Raw genomic sequence first — 18,065 nt, 5'->3', positions numbered from 1 at the left:
GTGGCCCGTCGGCGCTTCTAGAGATGTGTTGCGCCCAGTCAACGGATTCGGCGGCATAATTTCAAAAACTTGCCCCTCTGCCCACTCGTGATTGCGAGGAGCCGTCCTTCGATACGCCACTTCGACAGGCTCAGTGGCTACTCAGGATGAGCGGGTGGTTTTTATCCGCTCATCCTGAGCAGGGCTGAGCGAAGTCGAAGCCCGTCCGTCGAAGGACGCTCGCCATGACGAAGAAGGCGAGGGGCGCACATGAACCTCGCACAACGAGGGGTTCAGGCCCGCTTCCGGTCGATTCGGATAGAATCGACGCTTCATCCGTTATCGCGCCGCAAAGGATTTCAGTGGCGTGCGTTCAAAACCAAAAGTGGAGAAGGAAGGATGACCATGAAGAAGATTTTTATCGGTAGCGCGCTGGCCGCGCTCGTCGCGGCGGCGCCGGCTTCGGCGCAGCTTTTGGGCGGTGCCGGTGGCGCCACGGGCGCGATCGGTGGTGCCGTGGGCGGCGTGACCGGATCGGCCGCCGGCGCCGGCACGCTCGGCAGCACAGTCGATCAGAGTGCGGCGACCGTCGGTGGCAGCGTCACCGGCAATGGTTCGGCCAGCGCCAATCCCCGCAGCGGCTCGGTCGCGGCCAATGGCGCCACCGGCGTCGGCAGCACTGTCGGCAATACGACCGCGGGCGTGACCGGCAGCGGCAGCCTCACGGCGCAGGCGGCGGGCACCGATGCGGTGCGTGACACGACGCAGAGCGCGGCCAATACCGCAAGCAACGCGACCCAGAGCACGGTGAACGCGGCGGCGGATACGACCCGCAGCACCACGGCCACCGCGCGTCAGGCGGCGAAGGAAAGCCGCGAGGCCGCGAAACAGGCCGCCCGCGAGTCGCGCGAAACCACGCGCCAAGCGGCGCGTGACGCAAAGGACACCGCCAAAACCGCGACCGACGCGGCCCCCGCGGTGAGCGGCGCGGCGTCGACCTCGACCACCACCGACGTCGAGACGACCCCGCCCCCGGGCAACTAATCCCTTTTAGGGATAGGAGAGGCGGTCCCCGGAGCGATCCGGGGGCCGTTTTTCATGTCTCCTCTCCCCACCTCGTCATTGCGAGGAGCCGAAGGCGACGCGGCAATCCAGGCCCGCATCGGAGTTGGTCGCGACCATCTCCAGTTCGGGCCTGGATTGCTTCGCTCCGCTCGCAATGACGAGGTGGGAAGAGGACGAGGCATTTGACCCGAGAGTCGACGACCGCCACTATCCCCCCAATGCCCGTCCGCGCCTGCGTCCTCATCCTCTGTCTGATCCTCGCCGCCTGCGTCGGCCCGTCGCGCAAGCCCGCGCGGTCGCGCTGGACCCCACCGGTCGAAACGCCCGAGCGTTTCCGCGCCTGCGTCGCCGCGATGCGCGCCGAAGGATCGCAGGTCGATGCGCTGCCCGATCGCCGTTTCGACAATGGCTGTTCGGCCACCTCGTCGGTGAAGCTGGTCGCGATTGGCATTCCCGTCACCAATCTGGGCGCAGTGAAGTGCGGCCTCGCGCTCCCCTTCGCGCGCTGGGTGCGCAACGATGTGCAGGGGCAGGCGGCACGCTGGCTGGGCGGTTACGTCACCAAGATCGAAAGTTTCGGCAGTTTCGCCTGCCGCCCGGTCAACAATCAGGCGGGTAATCGCCTGTCCGAACATGGCCGCGCCAACGCGATCGACATCGCCGCCTTCGTTTTGAAGGACGGGCGTCGCATCACCGTCAAGCAAGGGTGGAATGGTGGCGACGAACGGGTGCGGGGCTTCCTGCGTTCGCTCCACAAGGCGGCATGCGGCCGTTTCGCGGTGGTGCTGGGGCCGGACGCCAATGCGCTCCACGCCGACCATTTTCATTTCGACATGGGCAACGGCCCCTATTGCCGTTAGAAACGCCCGTTTTTCCTAGGACCGAAGATAGAGATGACCGACCGCAAGATCCCCAAGCGCATCTTCCCCCGCGCCAAGGAGGACGCCGCCGTCGCGAAGACCGCGACCCCGACGCCGCAGACCGTCGCCGACAGCTACAAGCTCGCCTTCCAGGACGAGGAATTCCTGCTGCGCGACGAACTCCGCCCGGTGCGCTTCCAGCTGGAGCTGATGAAGGTCGAAATGGCGCTCGACGAGGCGAAGATCGGATCGACCTTCGTCATGTACGGCTCCGCCCGCATTCCCGAGCGCGAGAAGGCCGAAGCCCTGCTCGCCGCCGCGACGACGGACAAGCAGCGCGTGATCGCCGAACGCCTGGTCGCCAAGTCGAAATATTATGACGAGGCGCGCAAGCTCGCGCAGATCTCCAGCCAGTATCCGACCGACGCCGACGGCACCCGCCAGCTCGTCGTCTGTTCGGGCGGTGGCCCGTCGATCATGGAGGCGGCCAACCGCGGTGCTGCCGATGTCGGCAAGGAATCGATCGGCCTCAACATCGTGCTGCCGTTCGAACAGACGCCGAACCCCTATGTCACGCCGACGCTCAGCTTCCACTTCCACTATTTCGCGCTGCGCAAGATGCACTTCCTGCTGCGCGCCCGCGCGGTCGCGGCGTTTCCGGGCGGCTTCGGCACGTTCGACGAACTGTTCGAGCTGCTGACCCTGATCCAGACGGGCAAGATGGCGCAGCTGCCGATCTTCCTGTTCGGCCGCGAGTTCTGGGAGCGCGTCGTGAACTTCGACGCCTTGGTCGAGGAAGGCGTCATTTCCGAACGCGACCTCAATCTGTTCCGCTTCGTCGAAACCGCCGAAGAGGCGTGGGAGAAGCTGGAGCAATATTACCGCACGTACGAGCGGACGCACCTGCATCGGTGAGGCACTGGGAGGGCGAACTGCCACTCTCCCCACTCGTCATTGCGAGGCGCCGAAGGCAACGAAGCAATCCACTCCGAACTGCGGAATGGATTGCTTCGCTACGCTCGCAATGACGAGTTAGAGTGAGACGGCCTCAGAGCACATACTTGCTCAGGTCCGTATTCCGCGCGACCTCGCTCAGCTGCCCGTTCACATAAGCGGCATCGACCGTCACCGTAGTGCCCTTGCGGTCCTCGGCTTCGAACGACACGTCCTCCAGCAGCTTCTCCATCACAGTCGAAAGCCGCCGCGCGCCGATATTCTCGATCTGGCCGTTCACCTCGGCGGCGACCTTGGCGATCGCCTTGATGCCGTCGTCGGTGAATTCGATCCCGACGCCCTCGGTGCTGATCAGCGCGCGATATTGCTCGGTCAGGCTCGCGCGCGTGTCCGAAAGGATGCGCACGAAATCCTCCTCGGTCAGCGCCTTCAATTCGACGCGGATCGGCAGGCGCCCCTGAAGCTCGGGCAACAGGTCGCTCGGCTTCGCGACGTGGAACGCGCCCGATGCGATGAACAGGATATGGTCGGTCTTGAGCGGCCCATATTTGGTCGCGACCGTCGTACCCTCGATCAGCGGCAGCAGATCGCGCTGCACGCCTTCACGCGACACGGACCCGCCGCGCACGTCGCTCACCGCGATCTTGTCGATCTCGTCGAGGAAGACGATCCCGTTCTGCTCGGCATCCTGCAGCGCGATCCGGCTGACCTCGTCCTGATCGAGCCGTTTGTCGGCCTCCTCGTCGACCAGCTTGGTCCAGGCCGCACGCACCGTCATCTTGCGGCGCTTGGTCTTGTTGCCGCCGAACGCCTTGCCCATCATGTCGCTCAGGTTGATCATGCCGACCTGCCCGTTCATGCCGGGCATCTCGAACGGCATGCCGCCCGAATCCTCGACCTCGATCTCGATTTCCTTGTCGTCCAGCTGATGCTCGTCGAACCGCTGGCGGAAGGAGAGGCGGGTCGCCTCGCTCGCATCCTTGCCGACCAGAGCGTCGAGCAGGCGCGCCATCGCAGCCTCCTCGGCCTTGTCCTTCACGGCGGCGCGGCGGCGCTCCTTTTCCAGGCGCACGGCTTCCTCGACGAGATCGCGGGCGATCTGCTCGACGTCGCGGCCGACATAGCCGACCTCGGTGAACTTGGTCGCCTCCACCTTCACGAACGGCGCGTCGGCGAGCTTCGCCAGACGGCGGCTGATCTCGGTCTTGCCGCACCCGGTCGGCCCGATCATCAGGATGTTCTTGGGCGTCACCTCGTCGCGGAGGTTCTCGGGCAACCTTTGGCGGCGCCAACGATTCCGCAGCGCCACCGCGACCGCGCGCTTGGCGTCGGCCTGTCCCACGATATGCGCGTCGAGCGCCGAGACGATGGCCTTGGGCGTGAGATTGTCGTTCATCTTGTATCCGGTTCCCAAAACCCGTTCGTGTCGAGCGAAGTCGAGACACATCTCGATCGCCAACGTGTCTCGACTACGCTCGACACGAACGGTGGTTGTTTAGTTCGAGCTATCCAAAGTCTCGATCGTCAGATTGTCGTTGGTGAAGACGCACAGGTCGGCAGCGATCTTCATCGCCTTGCGGGCCAGCGTCTCTGCATCGGATTCGTATTCGACCAGCGCCCGCGCCGCCGATAGCGCGAAGTTGCCGCCCGATCCGATCGACGCGACCCCACCGATCGGCTCCAGCACGTCGCCATTGCCGGTTAGGATCAACGTCACCTCCTTGTCGGCGACGATCATCATCGCCTCAAGGTTGCGGAGGTACTTGTCGGTCCGCCAGTCCTTCGCCAGCTCGACCGCCGCACGCAGCAGCTGGCCGTTATGCGCCTCCAGCTTGCGTTCGAGCCGTTCGAACAGGGTGAAGGCGTCGGCTGTCGCACCCGCGAAGCCGCCGATCACGCTGCCATCGCCCAGCTTGCGCACCTTGCGCGCATTGGGCTTCATCACCGTATTGCCCATCGAAACCTGTCCGTCGCCCACGACGACAACCTTGCCGCCCTTGCGCACCGAGAGGATCGTGGTGCCATGCCATTTGGGAAGTTCGCTCATATCGGTCCTGAATGCTTTGCAGAGGGCGATATGGGGAGGGCGTAACGATCGTTCAATCGCGCCCGCCATCCTCCCTTGCCGTCATCCCGGCGGAGGCCGGGATCTCAGGAGGCTCGTGCGGCCAACTCGTCCCTAGATGCTCGCCGAGATCCCGGCCTCCGCCGGGATGACGGGTTCACTTCCCCGCGAACATGAACGCCGCCGCGCCCACCATGCACGCAAACGCCCCCAGGTGCCGCAGCCCGATCGGCTCCTTCAGCACCAGCAGCGCAAACAATGCGAACACGACCAACGTCACGATCTCCTGCGTGATCTTCAGCTGCCCCGCGCTCCATCCCTGCAGATAGCCGATCCGGTTGGCGGGCACCGCGAAGCAATATTCGATGAAGGCGATCCCCCAACTCGCGACGATCACCACCCACAATCGCGCGTCAGTGAACTTCAGATGGCCGTACCAGGCGATCGTCATGAAGATGTTGGAGCATAAAAGGAGGAGGAGCGGGGTCATCGTCATGGCGCGCAAACTAGCCGCCTCTCACCGTCATTGCGAGAAGCCGTAGAAGCCAAAGCAATGACGAAGATCAGAGCGCCGAAATGGTGCCAAATGCGTATGGGAACGATTTCGTCCTGATGTTACACAAGTATGACGCAGTCGAATCAGGCTGCTTCACCCTTCGTCTTGGGGGAGACAGGGTAGGTGGAGGATCGGAACGGTCATATGATCGCCGATGACGGGTCGTTCTGGGCGACAAGGCGCAAAGTCGCGCCGCCCTCATGGCTGGTCGCAACGCCGACGATGATCGCGCCGCCGACGCCCCATGCCCTGATCGCACCCCCGCCGCCGCCTCCTATCCCGATGCCCGAACCGATCGTCGCCGGGCCGCCGCTCGAAACCGATTGGCTGCCGTCGCGCTCCTTCGGTGGATGCACTGGCTGGGTCTAAAATCGTTTCGGTGTCGATAGTTACGCCTATGTAATTGATCCGATTTGGGATCGATTGCGAAAATCGTGCGTTGTCGATTCCATGATAGGGCGGGCTGCTTTCGGATTATTGATGTTAATCGCCATCGTGGTGGGGCTGGGCAATTCGGCGTCGGTCGATGCCCGCAAGGCCAAGCGCCCTCCCGCGCACAGCGCCCGCGCCGATTCCAGCCCGATGGTCCGCATTCGCGGCGTGGCGGCGGATGGCGAAATGACCCCGCTCCAGTTTGCGCAGTGGCTCAAGCGTCAGCCGCCCGATCTGCTGACCGCAACGGGCATGCCTGGCCTGCGCCGTGTCTCGATGCGCACCGAATTGCTCAACCGCACCTCGGACGAGTTTCGGGAGGCCGATGCCGACGGCAATGGCCGCGTCTCGCCGGGCGAGATCGCCGATCTCCTCGCCTCACGCGCGGCGCGGATGAACCGGACGTAGCCCTCGCCGCATCGCCGCGCCGACCAGCGCGAAGCCCAGCAGCATCGTCAGCCACGTCGTCGGCTCGGGCGCGGCGGAGACTTGCCCGACCACCGATGTGATGTCGCCGGTGCCCGTCGCGCCATAAAGGCCCAGCACCCCGGTATAATTCACCCGGAAATCGTCGAGCGCGATCGATTCCATCGCATTGGCGAAGGTCAGCGCGAAGCTGCCCGTGCCCGTCTGCCCCATCGTCACGCTGCTATTGCCGACAAGCCCGCACGTGCCGAACGATGTCGGCGTGAAGCACAGGTCGCTGCCGATCAGCCCGGATAGCGGGTTGATGTAATTGGTCGCAAACGCGCCGGTCGACGTCACCGTCTGTACGGCCGCGCCCACCACGTCGAGCCCGAACGATCGCACTTGTGAGGCGACCGTGGAATCGTTGGTCAGCGCATAGGTGAAGTTATACGTCTTGCCCGCATTGCTCGCGCCAGCGAAGGTGAAGCGGCCCAGCGCGCCCAGATTGGGCTGGTTGATCAGCCCCAGTACCGCGCCGCCGAAATCGACCTCGAAACTCGTTCCCGCCTGCGCCTGGCTGATCACCAGCGCCGCCTCGCCCGGCACCGGCGCCAACGCCAGCCCGACCGCAATCGCCCACGAAGCACGCATCGCAACACACCCCGACAGTTTCGGAGATGGCAACGCGAACCCGCTGTGATGTTTCGTTTAAATCCGCGATCGGAGTCGATTCCGTCCAACCCCTCGCTCGTCCCGCTCCCTCGTCATTGCGAGGAGCCGTAGGCGACGCGGCAATCCAGGCCCGTATGTGAGTGGGTCGCGAGCCTCTCCAGTGCGGGCCTGGATTGCTTCGCTCCGCTCGCAATGACGAGCGGGTGAGGGATGTCAGATGGATCCGCTGGGGGTTCGGATCATTTAAGGCTGGTCGGGGCGACAGGATTCGAACCTGCGACCCCTTGACCCCCAGTCAAGTGCGCTACCAGGCTGCGCCACGCCCCGACCAAGGTGGCGGCCTCTAGAGGGGTGAATCGGTCTTGGCAAGCGCCCGGTTGCACCTGTCCCTGAGAACGTGATAGGCGGCGCGCCACTTTGAGGCCGCAGCGTTGCGGCTTTCGCTTATATCCCGGGACGCAAAAAACATGTTTTCGACCCCCGCTTATGCCGCCACGGGCGCTGCGCCCTCGGGCAGCGGCCTCGCGATGATCATGCAGTTCGCGCCGCTGATCTTCATCTTCGTGATCTTCTATTTCCTGCTCATCCGCCCGCAGCAGAAGCGCGCGGCCGATCATCGCAAGACGATCGAAGCGGTGAAGAAGGGCGATCTGGTCGTCACCGCCGGCGGCGTCCGCGGTAAGGTGACCAAGGTCGAAGACAATGAGGTCGAGGTCGAAATCGCGCCGAACGTGCGCGTGAAGATCGTCCGCGCGACCCTGTCGGACGTGACCCCGTCGGGTTCGTCCAAGCCCGCGAACGACTGATCGCGCGATGCTCGATTTCCCGCGCTGGAAGGTTCTGAGCATCGTCATCGCGCTGGCGATCGGCGTGCTGCTGGCGATTCCCAGCCTGATCCCCGAAGGTGACGCTGCCCGCTACGGCCTGGGCGGCATGCCGCGCATCAATCTGGGGCTCGATCTTTCGGGCGGCAGCCATCTGATGCTGGAGGCCGACACCGTCGATCTGGCGAAGAACAATGTCGCCCGCATGGAGGAGCAGGTTCGCGCCGAAATGCGCCGGGGCGACACCAAGATCGCGATCGGCGACATTTCGACCACCGGCGGCCGTCTCTCCTTCTTCGTGCGCGATGGCGCGCAGGTCGATGCGGCGGTGGAACGGCTGCGCACGCTCACCCAGCCTGCGGGCATGACCGGGCAGCGCGACTGGAACGTCGCGGTCGTCGATTCGACCCGCATCGTGCTGACGCCCACCGATTCCGGCCTCAAGGCCGCCACCAACAGCGCGATGGACGTCGCGACCGAGGTGGTTCGTAAGCGCATCGACGAACTGGGCACCAAGGAACCGACGATCATCCGCCAGGGCGCGGATCGCATCATCGTGCAGGTGCCGGGCCTTCAGGATCCCTCCGCGCTCAAGGCGCTGCTGGGCAAGACCGCGAAGCTCGAATTCAAGCTGGTCGATCAATCGGCTTCGCCCGAACAGCTCGCATCGGGCCGTGCGCCGGTGGGCAGCGAAATCGTGCCCTATCCGGACAATCCCGGCGGCACCCCCGTCATCGCGCTCAAGCGTCGCGTGCTGATCAGCGGCGATGAACTGATCAATGCCCAGCAGGGCTTCGATCAGCAGACTAACGAAGCGATCGTCAATATCACCTTCAACAGCGAAGGCGGCCGCAAGTTCGCGCGCGTGACGCAGGAAAATACCGGCAAGCCGTTCGCGATGGTGTTGGACGGCAAGGTCATTTCCGCGCCGAACATCAACGAACCGATCCTGGGCGGGCAGGCGCGCATTTCGGGCCGCTTCACCGTGGAGAGCGCCAATCAGCTCGCGATCGCGCTGCGTTCGGGCAAGCTGCCCGTCGCGCTGAAGGTGGTCGAGGAACGCACGGTCGGCCCCGAAATGGGCGCCGATTCGATCAAGGCGGGCACGGTCGCCTCGGCGATCGCGGTTCTTGCGGTCGTGCTGTTCATGTGGGCCGCTTATGGCCGCTTCGGCATCTACGCGAACCTCGCGGTGATCATTAACGTGTTCGTGATCGTCGGCGTGATGGCGCTGCTCAACGCGACGCTGACGCTGCCGGGCATCGCCGGCTTCGTGCTGACGATCGGCGCTGCGGTCGACGCCAACGTGCTGATCAACGAACGCATGCGTGAGGAATATCGCCGTGGCCGCACCCCGGTCCAGGCGGTCGAACTCGGCTATAAGGAAGCGTCGCGCACGATTTTCGAAGCGAACGTGACCCACGCGATCGTCGGCCTGATCATGTTCGTGCTCGGCTCGGGCCAGATCAAGGGCTTCGCGATCGTGCTGCTGATCGGCATCGCGACCTCGGTGTTCACCGCCGTGGTCTTCACGCGGATGCTCGTCGCCCTCTGGCTGCGCAAGGCGCGGCCGACCACGCTGAACGTGTAAGGGGCTGCTCAGATGCCTTTTCTCAAGCTCGTCCCCGACAACACCAATATCGGCTTCGTCCGGGTCCGCCACATCGCCTTCATCCTGACGGCTTTGCTCACGGTCGCGTCGATCGCCGCGGTCGGCCTGCGCGGCCTCAATCTGGGCGTCGACTTCGTCGGCGGCCTGATGGTCGAGGCGAAATTCACCGGGCCGCCGCCGCTCGAAGCCGTCCGTGCGAATGTCGACAGCCTCGGCGTTGGGCAGACCACGCTGCAGCAGTTCGGCGATCCCAAGAGCGTTTCGATCCGCCTGCCGCTTCCCGAATCGAGTGATGAGGGCGCCACCAACAAGGTCGTCGCCAAAGTCTCGGATTCGCTGAAGAAGGAATATCCCGGCGTCACCTTCCCCCGCTACGACACCGTCTCGGGCAAGGTTTCGGACGAACTGATCCAAAACGGCCTGCTCGCCGTGGTGCTCGCGGTGCTCGGCATGGCCGTCTTTTCGTGGTTCCGCTACGAATGGCAGTTCGGCGTGTCGACCGCGGTCGCCGTCGTCCACGACGTGCTGATGACGCTCGGCTTCTTCGCGATCACGCAGATGGAGTTCGATCTCAACATCGTCGCCGCCGTCCTCACGATCATCGGCTATTCGATCAACGACAAGATGGTGATCGACGATCGTATCCGCGAAAACATGCGCAAATATCGGCAGATGGATATGAAATCGCTCATCGATCTGTCGGTGAACGAAACGCTGCCGCGCACGGTGATGACCTCGGTCACGATCATGCTGGCGCTCGGCGCGCTGCTGATCTTCGGCGGGCACGTGCTGCGCGGCTTCACCGCCGCCATGCTGCTCGGCATCATCGTCGGCACCTATTCGTCGGTCTATGTGTCGTCGTCGCTGCTGATCTCGCTGGGGCTGGAGCCGCAGAAGTTCGACAAGAAGGCGTCGTCCAAGTCGGCGGGCGCCGAACGCGTGGGGCCGCGCTCCTAAGGGCGCGGACCTTCAGATGGTCAGCTTCGAACGCGAACAGCCCTCAACCGGGCCGATCATCCGCGGCTTTTCGGGGACGGCGTTTCGGATCGAGGATCGCATCGTTCCCGGCGGGGTGCTGCTGACCCCGACCAGCGCGGTCGACTGGAATCCGGCGGGCGTCGATACGCTCAGCGTCGATGATCTGCAGGGCGTCCTCTCGGGCGATCCGACCCCCGAATTCCTCCTGCTCGGCACCGGGCCGACCCTGCGCCGCCCGTCGCCCATATTCATCGATGCGGTCGGCATCGGTGTCGAGGTGATGGACAGCCGCGCCGCTGCGCGCATGTGGAATGTCCTGCGTGCCGAAGGCCGCTGGTTCGTTGCTGCGTTGATGGGGCTCTGACGGGCCTTCGCCCGGCCGTGATGGAACAGACCTCTCCGCTGCGCACCTATGCGATGCTGGTGCTCGTCACCCTGCTCTGGGCGGGCAATTCGATCGTCGCGCGCGCGATCCACGCCGATATCCCGCCCTTCACGCTGGCGTTCTGCCGCTGGACCGGGGCCTGCCTAATCCTGCTCGCGATCGGCCATCGCCGTCTGGTGGCGGACTGGCCGGCGGCGCGGCGTCACTGGCGGCCGATCTTGCTGCTGGGCACGATCGGCGTCGCCTCGTTCAACGCCTTTCTCTATTCGGGCCTGCGCTACACCACCGCCACCAATGCATTGCTGATACAGGCGGCGATCCCGGCACTGGTGCTGCTGTTCGATCTGATGTTGTTCCGCGTGCGCCCGCGCCTTGCCCAGATCGTCGGGGTGACGCTGGCGGCGGCGGGCGTAATGCTGATCATCATCCGCGCCGATCTGGCCGCGCTGCTGGCGCTCAGCTTCGGGCGCGGCGACGTGCTGGTGCTGGGCGGCGTGGTCGCCTGGGCGCTCTACACTGCCTTGCTGCGCAAACGCCCGCCGATCGATCCGGTCAGCCTCGTCATCCTCACCTTCGTGATCGGCGCGATCTGCATGCTGCCCTTCGCGATCGTGGAGTGGCGGACGGAAATCGTGCGGCTGACCCCGGCGGTGCTGGGCGGGATCACCTATGTCGCGATCTTCCCCTCGGTGATCGCCTATTTCCTGTTCAACCGCGCCGTCGCCGAAATCGGCCCCGCGGCCGCCGGCCAGACGATCAGCCTGCAGCCCCTGTTCGGCGCCGTTCTGGCCGCGATCCTGCTGGGCGAGGCGCTCCACGGCTTTCACTTCGCCGGCATGGTCCTGATCCTCGCGGGGATCATCATCCCCCTGCTGGGCGCGCGGCGCACCTAATTCGTCATTGCGAGGAGCCGTCGGCGACGAAGCAATCCACTCCGCAGTTCGGAATGGATTGCTTCGCTTCGCTCGCAATGACGAGGATTAGGGGAGGGCCACCAACCCCCGCAAATGCGCCTCCAGCGCCTCGCCATTGCGCTCCCACGTAAAACGCCGCGCCGCCTCCGCCACGTCCGCCTGCGCCGGTGGCTCTGCGATCAGCGCGCGGATCGCCGCCGCCACCGCATCGGGCCCGCGCGCCACGATCCGGCCCGCCGCCGCCCGATCGACCACTTCGTCCGCACCGCCGATATCGCCCACGACGATCGGCGTCCCGCACGCCAGCGCCTCGACCCACACGTTCGCCAGGCCCTCAGACGCGGAGGGCAGGGCCATCACGTCCGCCGCCGCCAAAATGCCAGGCAAAGCCTCATGCGGCTTCGGCCCGACCAGATGGACGCGTCCCTCCAGCCCCAGCGCCGCAATCTCGGCGCGCAGCTTCGCCTCGTCCGGCCCTTGCCCCACGATCCAGCAGGTCGCGCCCGGCACCTGCGCCATCGCCGCGATCGTCAGGCTCTGCGCCTTGCGCGGGATCAGGTGGCCGATCGTCACCACGAACGGGCCGGACACGCCCAGCGCCGCCTTCGCCGCCGCACGATCCACCGGCCGGAACGCACTCTGATCGACCCCCGTATGATGCACCCGGATCCGGTCCCCCGGCATCCCCAGCGCGATCATCTCGTCGCGCAGCGCGCCCGACACCGCCAGCATCCCGCCTGCCGCACGCCCCGCCGCCAGCACCTGCCCGCCGCAGCCGCGCCGATGCCCCCAATAGGAAATGTCCGCCCCGCGCGCCTTGATCGACACCGGCACGCCGAAACGCCGCCCCAGCGCCACCGCCGCCGGCCCGTCAGGATAGAAGAACTCGGCATCGATCACGTCGAACGCGAAATCGCGCCGAATCTCTGCCAGCAAAGGCGCGATCGCGCGGGCCATAACCCACGGATTGATCGCCCCGCCGACGATCGGCAGCGCGGTGAATCGCGGCCGCCAGACCTCCAGCCCCTTCCAGCTTTCGCGGGCGGGCAGGGCGGCCAGCGCCTTGTAGGCCGCATCGCGCATCGGCGCGGGCGGCAGGCCGATCGGCGCGACCACTTTCACCTCCACGCCCCCGCGCGCCGCCAGCCCCATAGTCTGCCGCTCGACGAACACGCCGAAGGTCGGCCGGGTGGCATCGGGAAACAGCGTCGAAAGCGTCAGTACTTTCAGCATCCATCCCCCATTGGACTTCCCCAAACGCTCGGCTAAGACAGCGCGCATGTTGCGCAAAGCCCACCGTCCGATCGCCCTTCTGATCGCAGCCGCCCTTATCGCTCCTTTGGCCGGTTGCGCCACGGGGAAGAACAAGGGTGACACCAAATATGTCGCCCGCGATGTGGACACGCTCTACAATGCGGCGAAGGAACGGCTCGACAAGCGCCAGTACAAGCTGGCGGCGGCCTTGTTCGATGAAGTCGAGCGCCAGCATCCCTATTCGCCGTGGGCGCGCCGTGCGCAGCTGATGAGCGCGTTCAGCTATTATCTCGCCCGCGAATATACGGATTCGATCAGCTCGGCGCAGCGCTTCATCTCGATCCACCCGGGCAACCGCGACGCACCTTACGCGCTCTATCTGATCGCGATGGATTATTACGAACAGATCCAGGATGTGACGCGCGACCAGAAGCTGACCCAGCAGGCGCTCGACGCGATGCAGGAACTGATGCGCCGATATCCCGATTCGCGTTACGCGGCCGATGCGCGCGTGAAGGTCGATCTGATCAACGATCACCTTGCGGGCAAGGAGATGGAGGTCGGCCGCTTCTATCAGCGCCGCGCCGACTGGCTCGCCGCCACCCTGCGCTTCCGCGTCGTGGTCGATAAGTACCAGACGACCAGCCACGCGCCCGAGGCGCTGATGCGCCTGACGGAAAGCTACCTGGCCCTCGGCGTCCCGCAGGAAGCGGAAAAGGCGGCCGCCGTCCTGGGCGCCAACTATCCGGGCTCGAAGTGGTACGAGCACGCCTACGAACTGCTCCGCAAGAAGCGGGCGGCGTAAGGGGGCGTTCGCCCTTCTCCCCACCGCGTCATTGCGAGGAGCCGCAGGCGACGCGGCAATCCACCGCGAGAGTCGCCGAACCTCGCCCCAAATACCTCGTCATTGCGAGCGTAGCGAAGCAATCCATCTCCCGCGCAGGAGATGGATTGCCGCGTCGCCTGCGGCTCCTCGCAATGACGAGTTCTGGCTTGACAATGTTCTCGGTTTGTTCTAATGGCGAATTCCAGCTCGGAGTCCGTCATGATCGAACCCGCCGTCTATATCATGGACAACCGTCGCCAAGGCACTTTGTACACCGGCGTCACCTCCAACCTCCCGCAACGCGCCTGGCAGCATCGTGAAGGCGTCGTCGAAGGCTTCACCACCCGTCACGACTGCAAACGCCTCGTCTGGTACGAACTCCACGCTACGATGGAATATGCCATCACTCGCGAGAGGCAGCTGAAAGGCGGCTCGCGTACTTGCGAACTTCGCCTGATCGAATCCACGAACCCGGTCTGGGATGACCTCTTCCCGTCTCTCGTCTGAAGCGTCGCAACTGGATTGCTTCGCTACGCTCGCAATGACGAGTGGGAGGAATGAAGTCGTCTCCATTACCTCGTCATTGCGAGGAGCCGCAGGCGACGAAGCAATCCAGGCCCGCACTGGAGAAAAATGGGCATCGAACGCCCCAAATTCCGAAAGCCACAAAAGCCACGACCATTGTGGCCTTCGCCTCCCCACTGAATACGAAGCCCCCTCGCACCCCGCCGCATCTCCCGTTAAGCAGGGCGCGATGCTGACCGCTCTGGCCATTCGTGATGTCGTCCTGATCGAGGCGCTCGATCTCGAATTCGGCCCGGGCCTCGGCACGCTGACGGGGGAGACGGGCGCGGGCAAATCGATCCTGCTCGACGCGCTCGGGCTCGCATTGGGCGTGCGCGCCGATAGCGGGCTGGTCCGCAACGGCGCCGATCAGGCGGTCGTGACCGCTAGTTTCGATCTCCCCGCCGATCATCCCGCCCACATTTTGCTCGCCGAAAACGGGCTGGATGGCGAACCCGGCGAACCGCTCGTCATCCGCCGCATCGTCAAAGCCGATGGCGGCAGCCGCGCCGCGATCAACGGACAGCCCGCGCCCGCCGCCACCTTGCGCGAACTGGGTGCGATGCTGATCGAGATTCACGGCCAGCATGACGATCGCGGCCTGCTCAACCCGCGCGGTCACCGCGCCCTGCTCGACGCCTTCGGCCGCATCGACACCCGCCCCGCGGCTGATGCCTTCCGCACCTGGCGCGACGCACAGACCGCGCTCGTCACGGCGCGCGAGGATCTGGATGCCGCCGCGCGCGATCGCGAATGGCTCGATCATGCCGTCGCCGAACTCGACGCCTTCGCCCCCGAACCGGGCGAGGAAGCGACCCTGGCCGGCGAACGATCGGACATGCAGAAGGGCGCGAAGCTCGCCGAGGATCTGACCGCTGTCGGTGCGCATCTCGACGGCTCCGAAGGCGCCTTCGCCCAGTTGCGGCAGGCCGCGCGCCGGCTCGATCGGATCGGTGCCGAACATCCCTTGCTCGCCGACGCGCTCGCCGCGCTCGATCGCGCGATCATCGAGGCGGGGGAGGCGGAGGATCGTCTTGCCGCCGCCGGCAACGCGCTGTCATTCGATCCCGCACGGCTCGAAACGGTCGAAGCGCGGCTGTTCGATCTGCGCGCTCTCGCCCGCAAGCATCGCGTTGAACCCGACGGCCTCGCCGCGCTGCGCGACGAATTGTCTGCCCGCCTCAACCGGATCGAGGCAGGGGAGGGCGGCATCGCCGCGCTCGAAAAACAGGCCGCCGCCGCCCGCGCGACCTATGCCGCCGCCGCAGAGGCGCTCACTACTGCGCGCACCGCCGCCGCCGCCCGGCTCGATGCGGCGGTCGCGGGCGAACTCACGCCTCTCAAGCTCGATGCCGCGCGGTTCAAGACCGTCGTCGACGCGCAGGACGAGGGCGGGTGGAGCGCCGCCGGCCGCGATCGGGTCGAGTTCGAAATCTCCACCAATCCCGGCGCGCCCTTCGCGTCGCTGATGAAGATCGCGAGCGGCGGCGAACTCTCGCGCTTCATCCTCGCGCTCAAGGTCGCGCTCGCCGAAGAGGGGGGGGCGGCGACGATGATCTTCGACGAGATCGATCGCGGCGTCGGCGGCGCGGTCGCCAGCGCGATCGGCGAGCGTCTGTCGCGCCTCGCCAAGAAAGCGCAACTCCTTGTCGTCACGCACAGTCCGCAGGTCGCGGCGCGCGGGGACAGTCATTGGTTGATTGCCAAGAGCCACGACGGCCTCGTCACCCGCACCGGCGTCCGCCCGCTCGATTCGGACGAACGGCGCGAAGAGATCGCCCGCATGCTTTCGGGCGCTGAAATCACCCAAGAAGCGCGCGCGCAGGCGGCAAGATTGCTCGAAGTCGTCTGAAGTCGTTCGGCTCGGCTGGTCGCTATAATCCTTCGGTTCGCATTGTTACGCCGCCGGAATCGCAACTTCATACAAGGTCATCGGTTTGATCGACAGTTCCGGCCATTTGGTCGGCGACGCAACGATATTCAAACCCCTCGCGGGTCAGGCCTCGAAACGCATCTGACCCCGGCCGAAGGAGAGACAGATGACCAAGATCATGCTTCTGGGCGGTGCCGCCCTGCTGGCCCTTTCGGGCGCCGCCGTCGCGCAGGAGGCCGCCCCGGCCGCCGTGCCCGCGCCCGAAATGACGACGCCGGCCCCGGCCGAAACCCCGGCTCCGGCCGCCGCCCCGACGACGGAAACCCCAGCGACTACCACGGCCGCAGCGACGCCCACGCCGCAGACGACCGCACCTGCCTCCGATGCCGCCGCAACCGCCAGCGCGGCACCCGCGCCCGCCGCTGCGGCCCCGGCTGCGGAGACCACCGCCACCGCCAATGCTGCACCGGCCCCGGCTGCTCCTGCTGCTGATGCGACCGCCACGGCCAATGCCGCGCCCGCGCCTGCTGCAGCCGCTCCGACAGATGCCGCCCCGGCCGCGACCGCCAGTGCGGCTCCGGCGCCTACTCCCGCCCCTGCGGCTGCGCCGACCGCGACGGCCGATGCCGCCGCCGGCACGCCGACCCCGGTCAACGCGGACGCTGCGGCCAAGGTCAATGCCGAGTGGGCGAAATATGACGCCGGCAACAAGGGCAAGCTGACCGCGCTCGAATTCGGCAACTGGATCATGGCGTCGAAGGGCCAGGATCAGACTGCCGAGGTCGACAAGACCAAGGCCAGCAAGAAGGCCGATCTCCCCGCGATCAAGGTGCTGAACGCGACCGCGGGCGACTTCGCCAAGGCCGATACCGACAAGGACAAGGCGATCTCGCCGAACGAACTCGCCGCATTCCTGTCGGCCTAAGTTCCCAGGCTCTCACGCGAGAGGAGAGGCGGTCCCGCTCGGGGCCGCCTCTTTCCTTTCCTCGTCATTGCGAGAAGCCGCAGGCGACGAAGCAATCCAGGCCCGCAATGGAGTTGGGTCGCGAGCCTCTCTCATGCGGGCCTGGATTGCTTCGCTACGCTCGCAATGACGAAGGGGGAGCTAGATCAGTCCCTGCGCCCGCAGACTCGTCTGGCCGGACGTGCCGACGATGATGTGATCGTGGACAATGATGCCCAGCGGCTTGCCCGCCTGCGCGATCTCCTTGGTCAGCGCGATATCCTGCCGGCTCGGCTGCGGATCGCCCGACGGGTGGTTGTGGACGAGGATCAGCGCGGAGGAACTGAGTTCGAGCGCGCGTTTGATCACCTCGCGCACATGCACCGCCGCCTGATCGACTGATCCTTCGGACACCAGCTCGTCGCGGATCAGCATATTCTTCGAATTGAGGTGCAGCACGCGCACCCGCTCGACCGCGCGATGCGCCATGTCGGCATGGAGATAATCGGTCAGCGCCTGCCAGCTCGACAGTAGAGGACGATCAGTGATTTGCGTGCGGAGTAGGCGCAGCGCGGAAGCTTCGGCGATCTTGATTGCTGCTATGGCAGCTTCAGACACGCCGGCGCGATTCAAGGATTCGACATCGGCTGACAACAATCTGCCGAGGCCACCAAATTCCGCGAGCAGTCTGCGCGCTATGGGCTTGGTGTCGATGCGTCGAATGGTGAGCATGAGCAGATATTCGACCAGCTCATGATCGAGCAAAGCCTCGGGGCCACCTTCGAACAGCCGCTTGCGCAGGCGGGCGCGGTGGCCGCTGGCGTCGGTGCCGGGATCGGGTGCATCGCTCATCGTCGCGCAGCCTAGCGTATCGGTTCGGCTCCGCAACCGATCCGCCTGT

The 18,065-nt window shown here is 65.6% G+C and carries 20 protein-coding genes and 1 tRNA gene; 13 read left to right on the top strand and 8 right to left on the bottom strand.

The features are described from left to right. Positions 1-384: 384 nt before the first annotated feature. The 3 genes from EOD43_RS12460 to EOD43_RS12450 all read left to right on the top strand — a co-directional run bounded on the left by EOD43_RS12460 (position 385) and on the right by EOD43_RS12450 (position 2,819). Positions 385-1,023: a hypothetical protein gene (locus EOD43_RS12460; RefSeq protein ID WP_127744176.1), complete on the top strand. Its 639-nt coding sequence runs from the start codon at positions 385-387 to the stop codon at positions 1,021-1,023. 203 nt (positions 1,024-1,226) lie between these two features. After that, positions 1,227-1,904 carry an extensin-like domain-containing protein gene (locus EOD43_RS12455; protein WP_240653168.1) on the top strand — a complete coding sequence of 226 codons (678 nt, stop codon included), beginning with the start codon at positions 1,227-1,229 and terminating at the stop codon, positions 1,902-1,904. 33 nt (positions 1,905-1,937) lie between these two features. Next, positions 1,938-2,819, top strand: coding sequence for an LOG family protein (locus EOD43_RS12450; protein ID WP_127744174.1), 882 nt, complete (start codon positions 1,938-1,940; stop codon positions 2,817-2,819). Between the two features lie 133 nt (positions 2,820-2,952). On the opposite strand, the gene hslU is transcribed toward EOD43_RS12450, so the two are convergent. The 4 genes from hslU to EOD43_RS12425 all read right to left on the bottom strand — a co-directional run bounded on the left by hslU (position 2,953) and on the right by EOD43_RS12425 (position 5,835). Beyond that, the gene (hslU, locus tag EOD43_RS12445; protein WP_127744173.1) at positions 2,953-4,254 is read right to left on the bottom strand and encodes an ATP-dependent protease ATPase subunit HslU; all 1,302 of its coding nucleotides are present in this window, start codon (positions 4,252-4,254) and stop codon (positions 2,953-2,955) included. Between the two features lie 99 nt (positions 4,255-4,353). Then, positions 4,354-4,905 (bottom strand): ATP-dependent protease subunit HslV, encoded by a 552-nt coding sequence (hslV, locus tag EOD43_RS12440; RefSeq protein ID WP_127744172.1) that lies wholly within the window; start codon positions 4,903-4,905, stop codon positions 4,354-4,356. A 175-nt stretch (positions 4,906-5,080) separates the two neighbouring features. After that, positions 5,081-5,413, bottom strand: a complete 333-nt coding sequence (locus EOD43_RS12430) for a DMT family protein (RefSeq protein ID WP_127744731.1) — start codon at positions 5,411-5,413, stop codon at positions 5,081-5,083. Between the two features lie 206 nt (positions 5,414-5,619). Continuing rightward, positions 5,620-5,835 carry a hypothetical protein gene (locus EOD43_RS12425; RefSeq protein WP_127744171.1) on the bottom strand — a complete coding sequence of 72 codons (216 nt, stop codon included), beginning with the start codon at positions 5,833-5,835 and terminating at the stop codon, positions 5,620-5,622. A 124-nt stretch (positions 5,836-5,959) separates the two neighbouring features. Between EOD43_RS12425 and EOD43_RS12420 the strand changes: the two genes are divergently transcribed. Beyond that, a complete protein-coding gene (locus EOD43_RS12420) occupies positions 5,960-6,319 on the top strand; it encodes an EF-hand domain-containing protein (protein ID WP_127744170.1) in 360 nt (119 codons plus the stop codon). Here EOD43_RS12420 and EOD43_RS12415 read toward each other — a convergent pair. Together EOD43_RS12415 and EOD43_RS12410 are read right to left on the bottom strand one after the other, a co-directional pair. Continuing rightward, complete coding sequence (locus EOD43_RS12415; protein ID WP_127744169.1) at positions 6,290-6,970, bottom strand: cistern family PEP-CTERM protein; 681 nt, start codon at positions 6,968-6,970, stop codon at positions 6,290-6,292. The genes EOD43_RS12420 and EOD43_RS12415 overlap by 30 nt on opposite strands. 271 nt (positions 6,971-7,241) lie before the next feature. Continuing rightward, positions 7,242-7,318: transfer RNA gene (locus EOD43_RS12410), tRNA-Pro, on the bottom strand. Between the two features lie 140 nt (positions 7,319-7,458). Between EOD43_RS12410 and yajC the strand changes: the two genes are divergently transcribed. The 5 genes from yajC to EOD43_RS12385 are packed head-to-tail and all read left to right on the top strand — an operon-like array spanning position 7,459 to position 11,683. Beyond that, entirely contained in the window at positions 7,459-7,797 is a 339-nt protein-coding gene (yajC, locus tag EOD43_RS12405; RefSeq protein WP_127744168.1) for a preprotein translocase subunit YajC, read from the top strand. A 7-nt stretch (positions 7,798-7,804) separates the two neighbouring features. Then, positions 7,805-9,406 carry a protein translocase subunit SecD gene (secD, locus tag EOD43_RS12400; protein WP_127744167.1) on the top strand — a complete coding sequence of 534 codons (1,602 nt, stop codon included), beginning with the start codon at positions 7,805-7,807 and terminating at the stop codon, positions 9,404-9,406. 12 nt (positions 9,407-9,418) lie between these two features. Continuing rightward, positions 9,419-10,384, top strand: coding sequence for a protein translocase subunit SecF (gene secF, locus EOD43_RS12395; RefSeq protein WP_127744166.1), 966 nt, complete (start codon positions 9,419-9,421; stop codon positions 10,382-10,384). A 16-nt stretch (positions 10,385-10,400) separates the two neighbouring features. Next, positions 10,401-10,769, top strand: a complete 369-nt coding sequence (locus tag EOD43_RS12390; RefSeq protein ID WP_127744165.1) for an MTH938/NDUFAF3 family protein — start codon at positions 10,401-10,403, stop codon at positions 10,767-10,769. Between the two features lie 20 nt (positions 10,770-10,789). Continuing rightward, the gene (locus tag EOD43_RS12385) at positions 10,790-11,683 is read left to right on the top strand and encodes a DMT family transporter (protein WP_127744164.1); all 894 of its coding nucleotides are present in this window, start codon (positions 10,790-10,792) and stop codon (positions 11,681-11,683) included. Between the two features lie 87 nt (positions 11,684-11,770). On the opposite strand, the gene EOD43_RS12380 is transcribed toward EOD43_RS12385, so the two are convergent. Further along, positions 11,771-12,937 (bottom strand): glycosyltransferase, encoded by a 1,167-nt coding sequence (locus EOD43_RS12380; protein ID WP_127744163.1) that lies wholly within the window; start codon positions 12,935-12,937, stop codon positions 11,771-11,773. Positions 12,938-12,983: 46 nt separating this feature from the next. Between EOD43_RS12380 and EOD43_RS12375 the strand changes: the two genes are divergently transcribed. From EOD43_RS12375 to EOD43_RS12360, 4 genes are all read left to right on the top strand, one after another. After that, positions 12,984-13,763, top strand: coding sequence for an outer membrane protein assembly factor BamD (locus EOD43_RS12375; protein WP_127744162.1), 780 nt, complete (start codon positions 12,984-12,986; stop codon positions 13,761-13,763). A gap of 240 nt (positions 13,764-14,003) precedes the next feature. Next, complete coding sequence (locus EOD43_RS12370; protein ID WP_127744161.1) at positions 14,004-14,291, top strand: GIY-YIG nuclease family protein; 288 nt, start codon at positions 14,004-14,006, stop codon at positions 14,289-14,291. Positions 14,292-14,538: 247 nt separating this feature from the next. Beyond that, complete coding sequence (gene recN, locus EOD43_RS12365; RefSeq protein ID WP_127744160.1) at positions 14,539-16,200, top strand: DNA repair protein RecN; 1,662 nt, start codon at positions 14,539-14,541, stop codon at positions 16,198-16,200. Positions 16,201-16,387: 187 nt separating this feature from the next. Continuing rightward, the gene (locus EOD43_RS12360) at positions 16,388-17,146 is read left to right on the top strand and encodes a hypothetical protein (protein WP_127744159.1); all 759 of its coding nucleotides are present in this window, start codon (positions 16,388-16,390) and stop codon (positions 17,144-17,146) included. Positions 17,147-17,326: 180 nt separating this feature from the next. Here EOD43_RS12360 and radC read toward each other — a convergent pair whose 3' ends face one another. Continuing rightward, positions 17,327-18,016 carry a RadC family protein gene (radC, locus tag EOD43_RS12355; RefSeq protein WP_127744158.1) on the bottom strand — a complete coding sequence of 230 codons (690 nt, stop codon included), beginning with the start codon at positions 18,014-18,016 and terminating at the stop codon, positions 17,327-17,329. Positions 18,017-18,065 lie beyond the last annotated feature (49 nt).

Origin of the sequence: Sphingomonas crocodyli (genome assembly GCF_004005865.1) — a bacterium.
Classification (GTDB): Bacteria; Pseudomonadota; Alphaproteobacteria; order Sphingomonadales; family Sphingomonadaceae; genus Rhizorhabdus; species Rhizorhabdus crocodyli.
The sequence above is the reverse complement of the archived record's forward strand: the minus strand, read 5'-3'. Positions and strand labels throughout refer to the sequence as shown.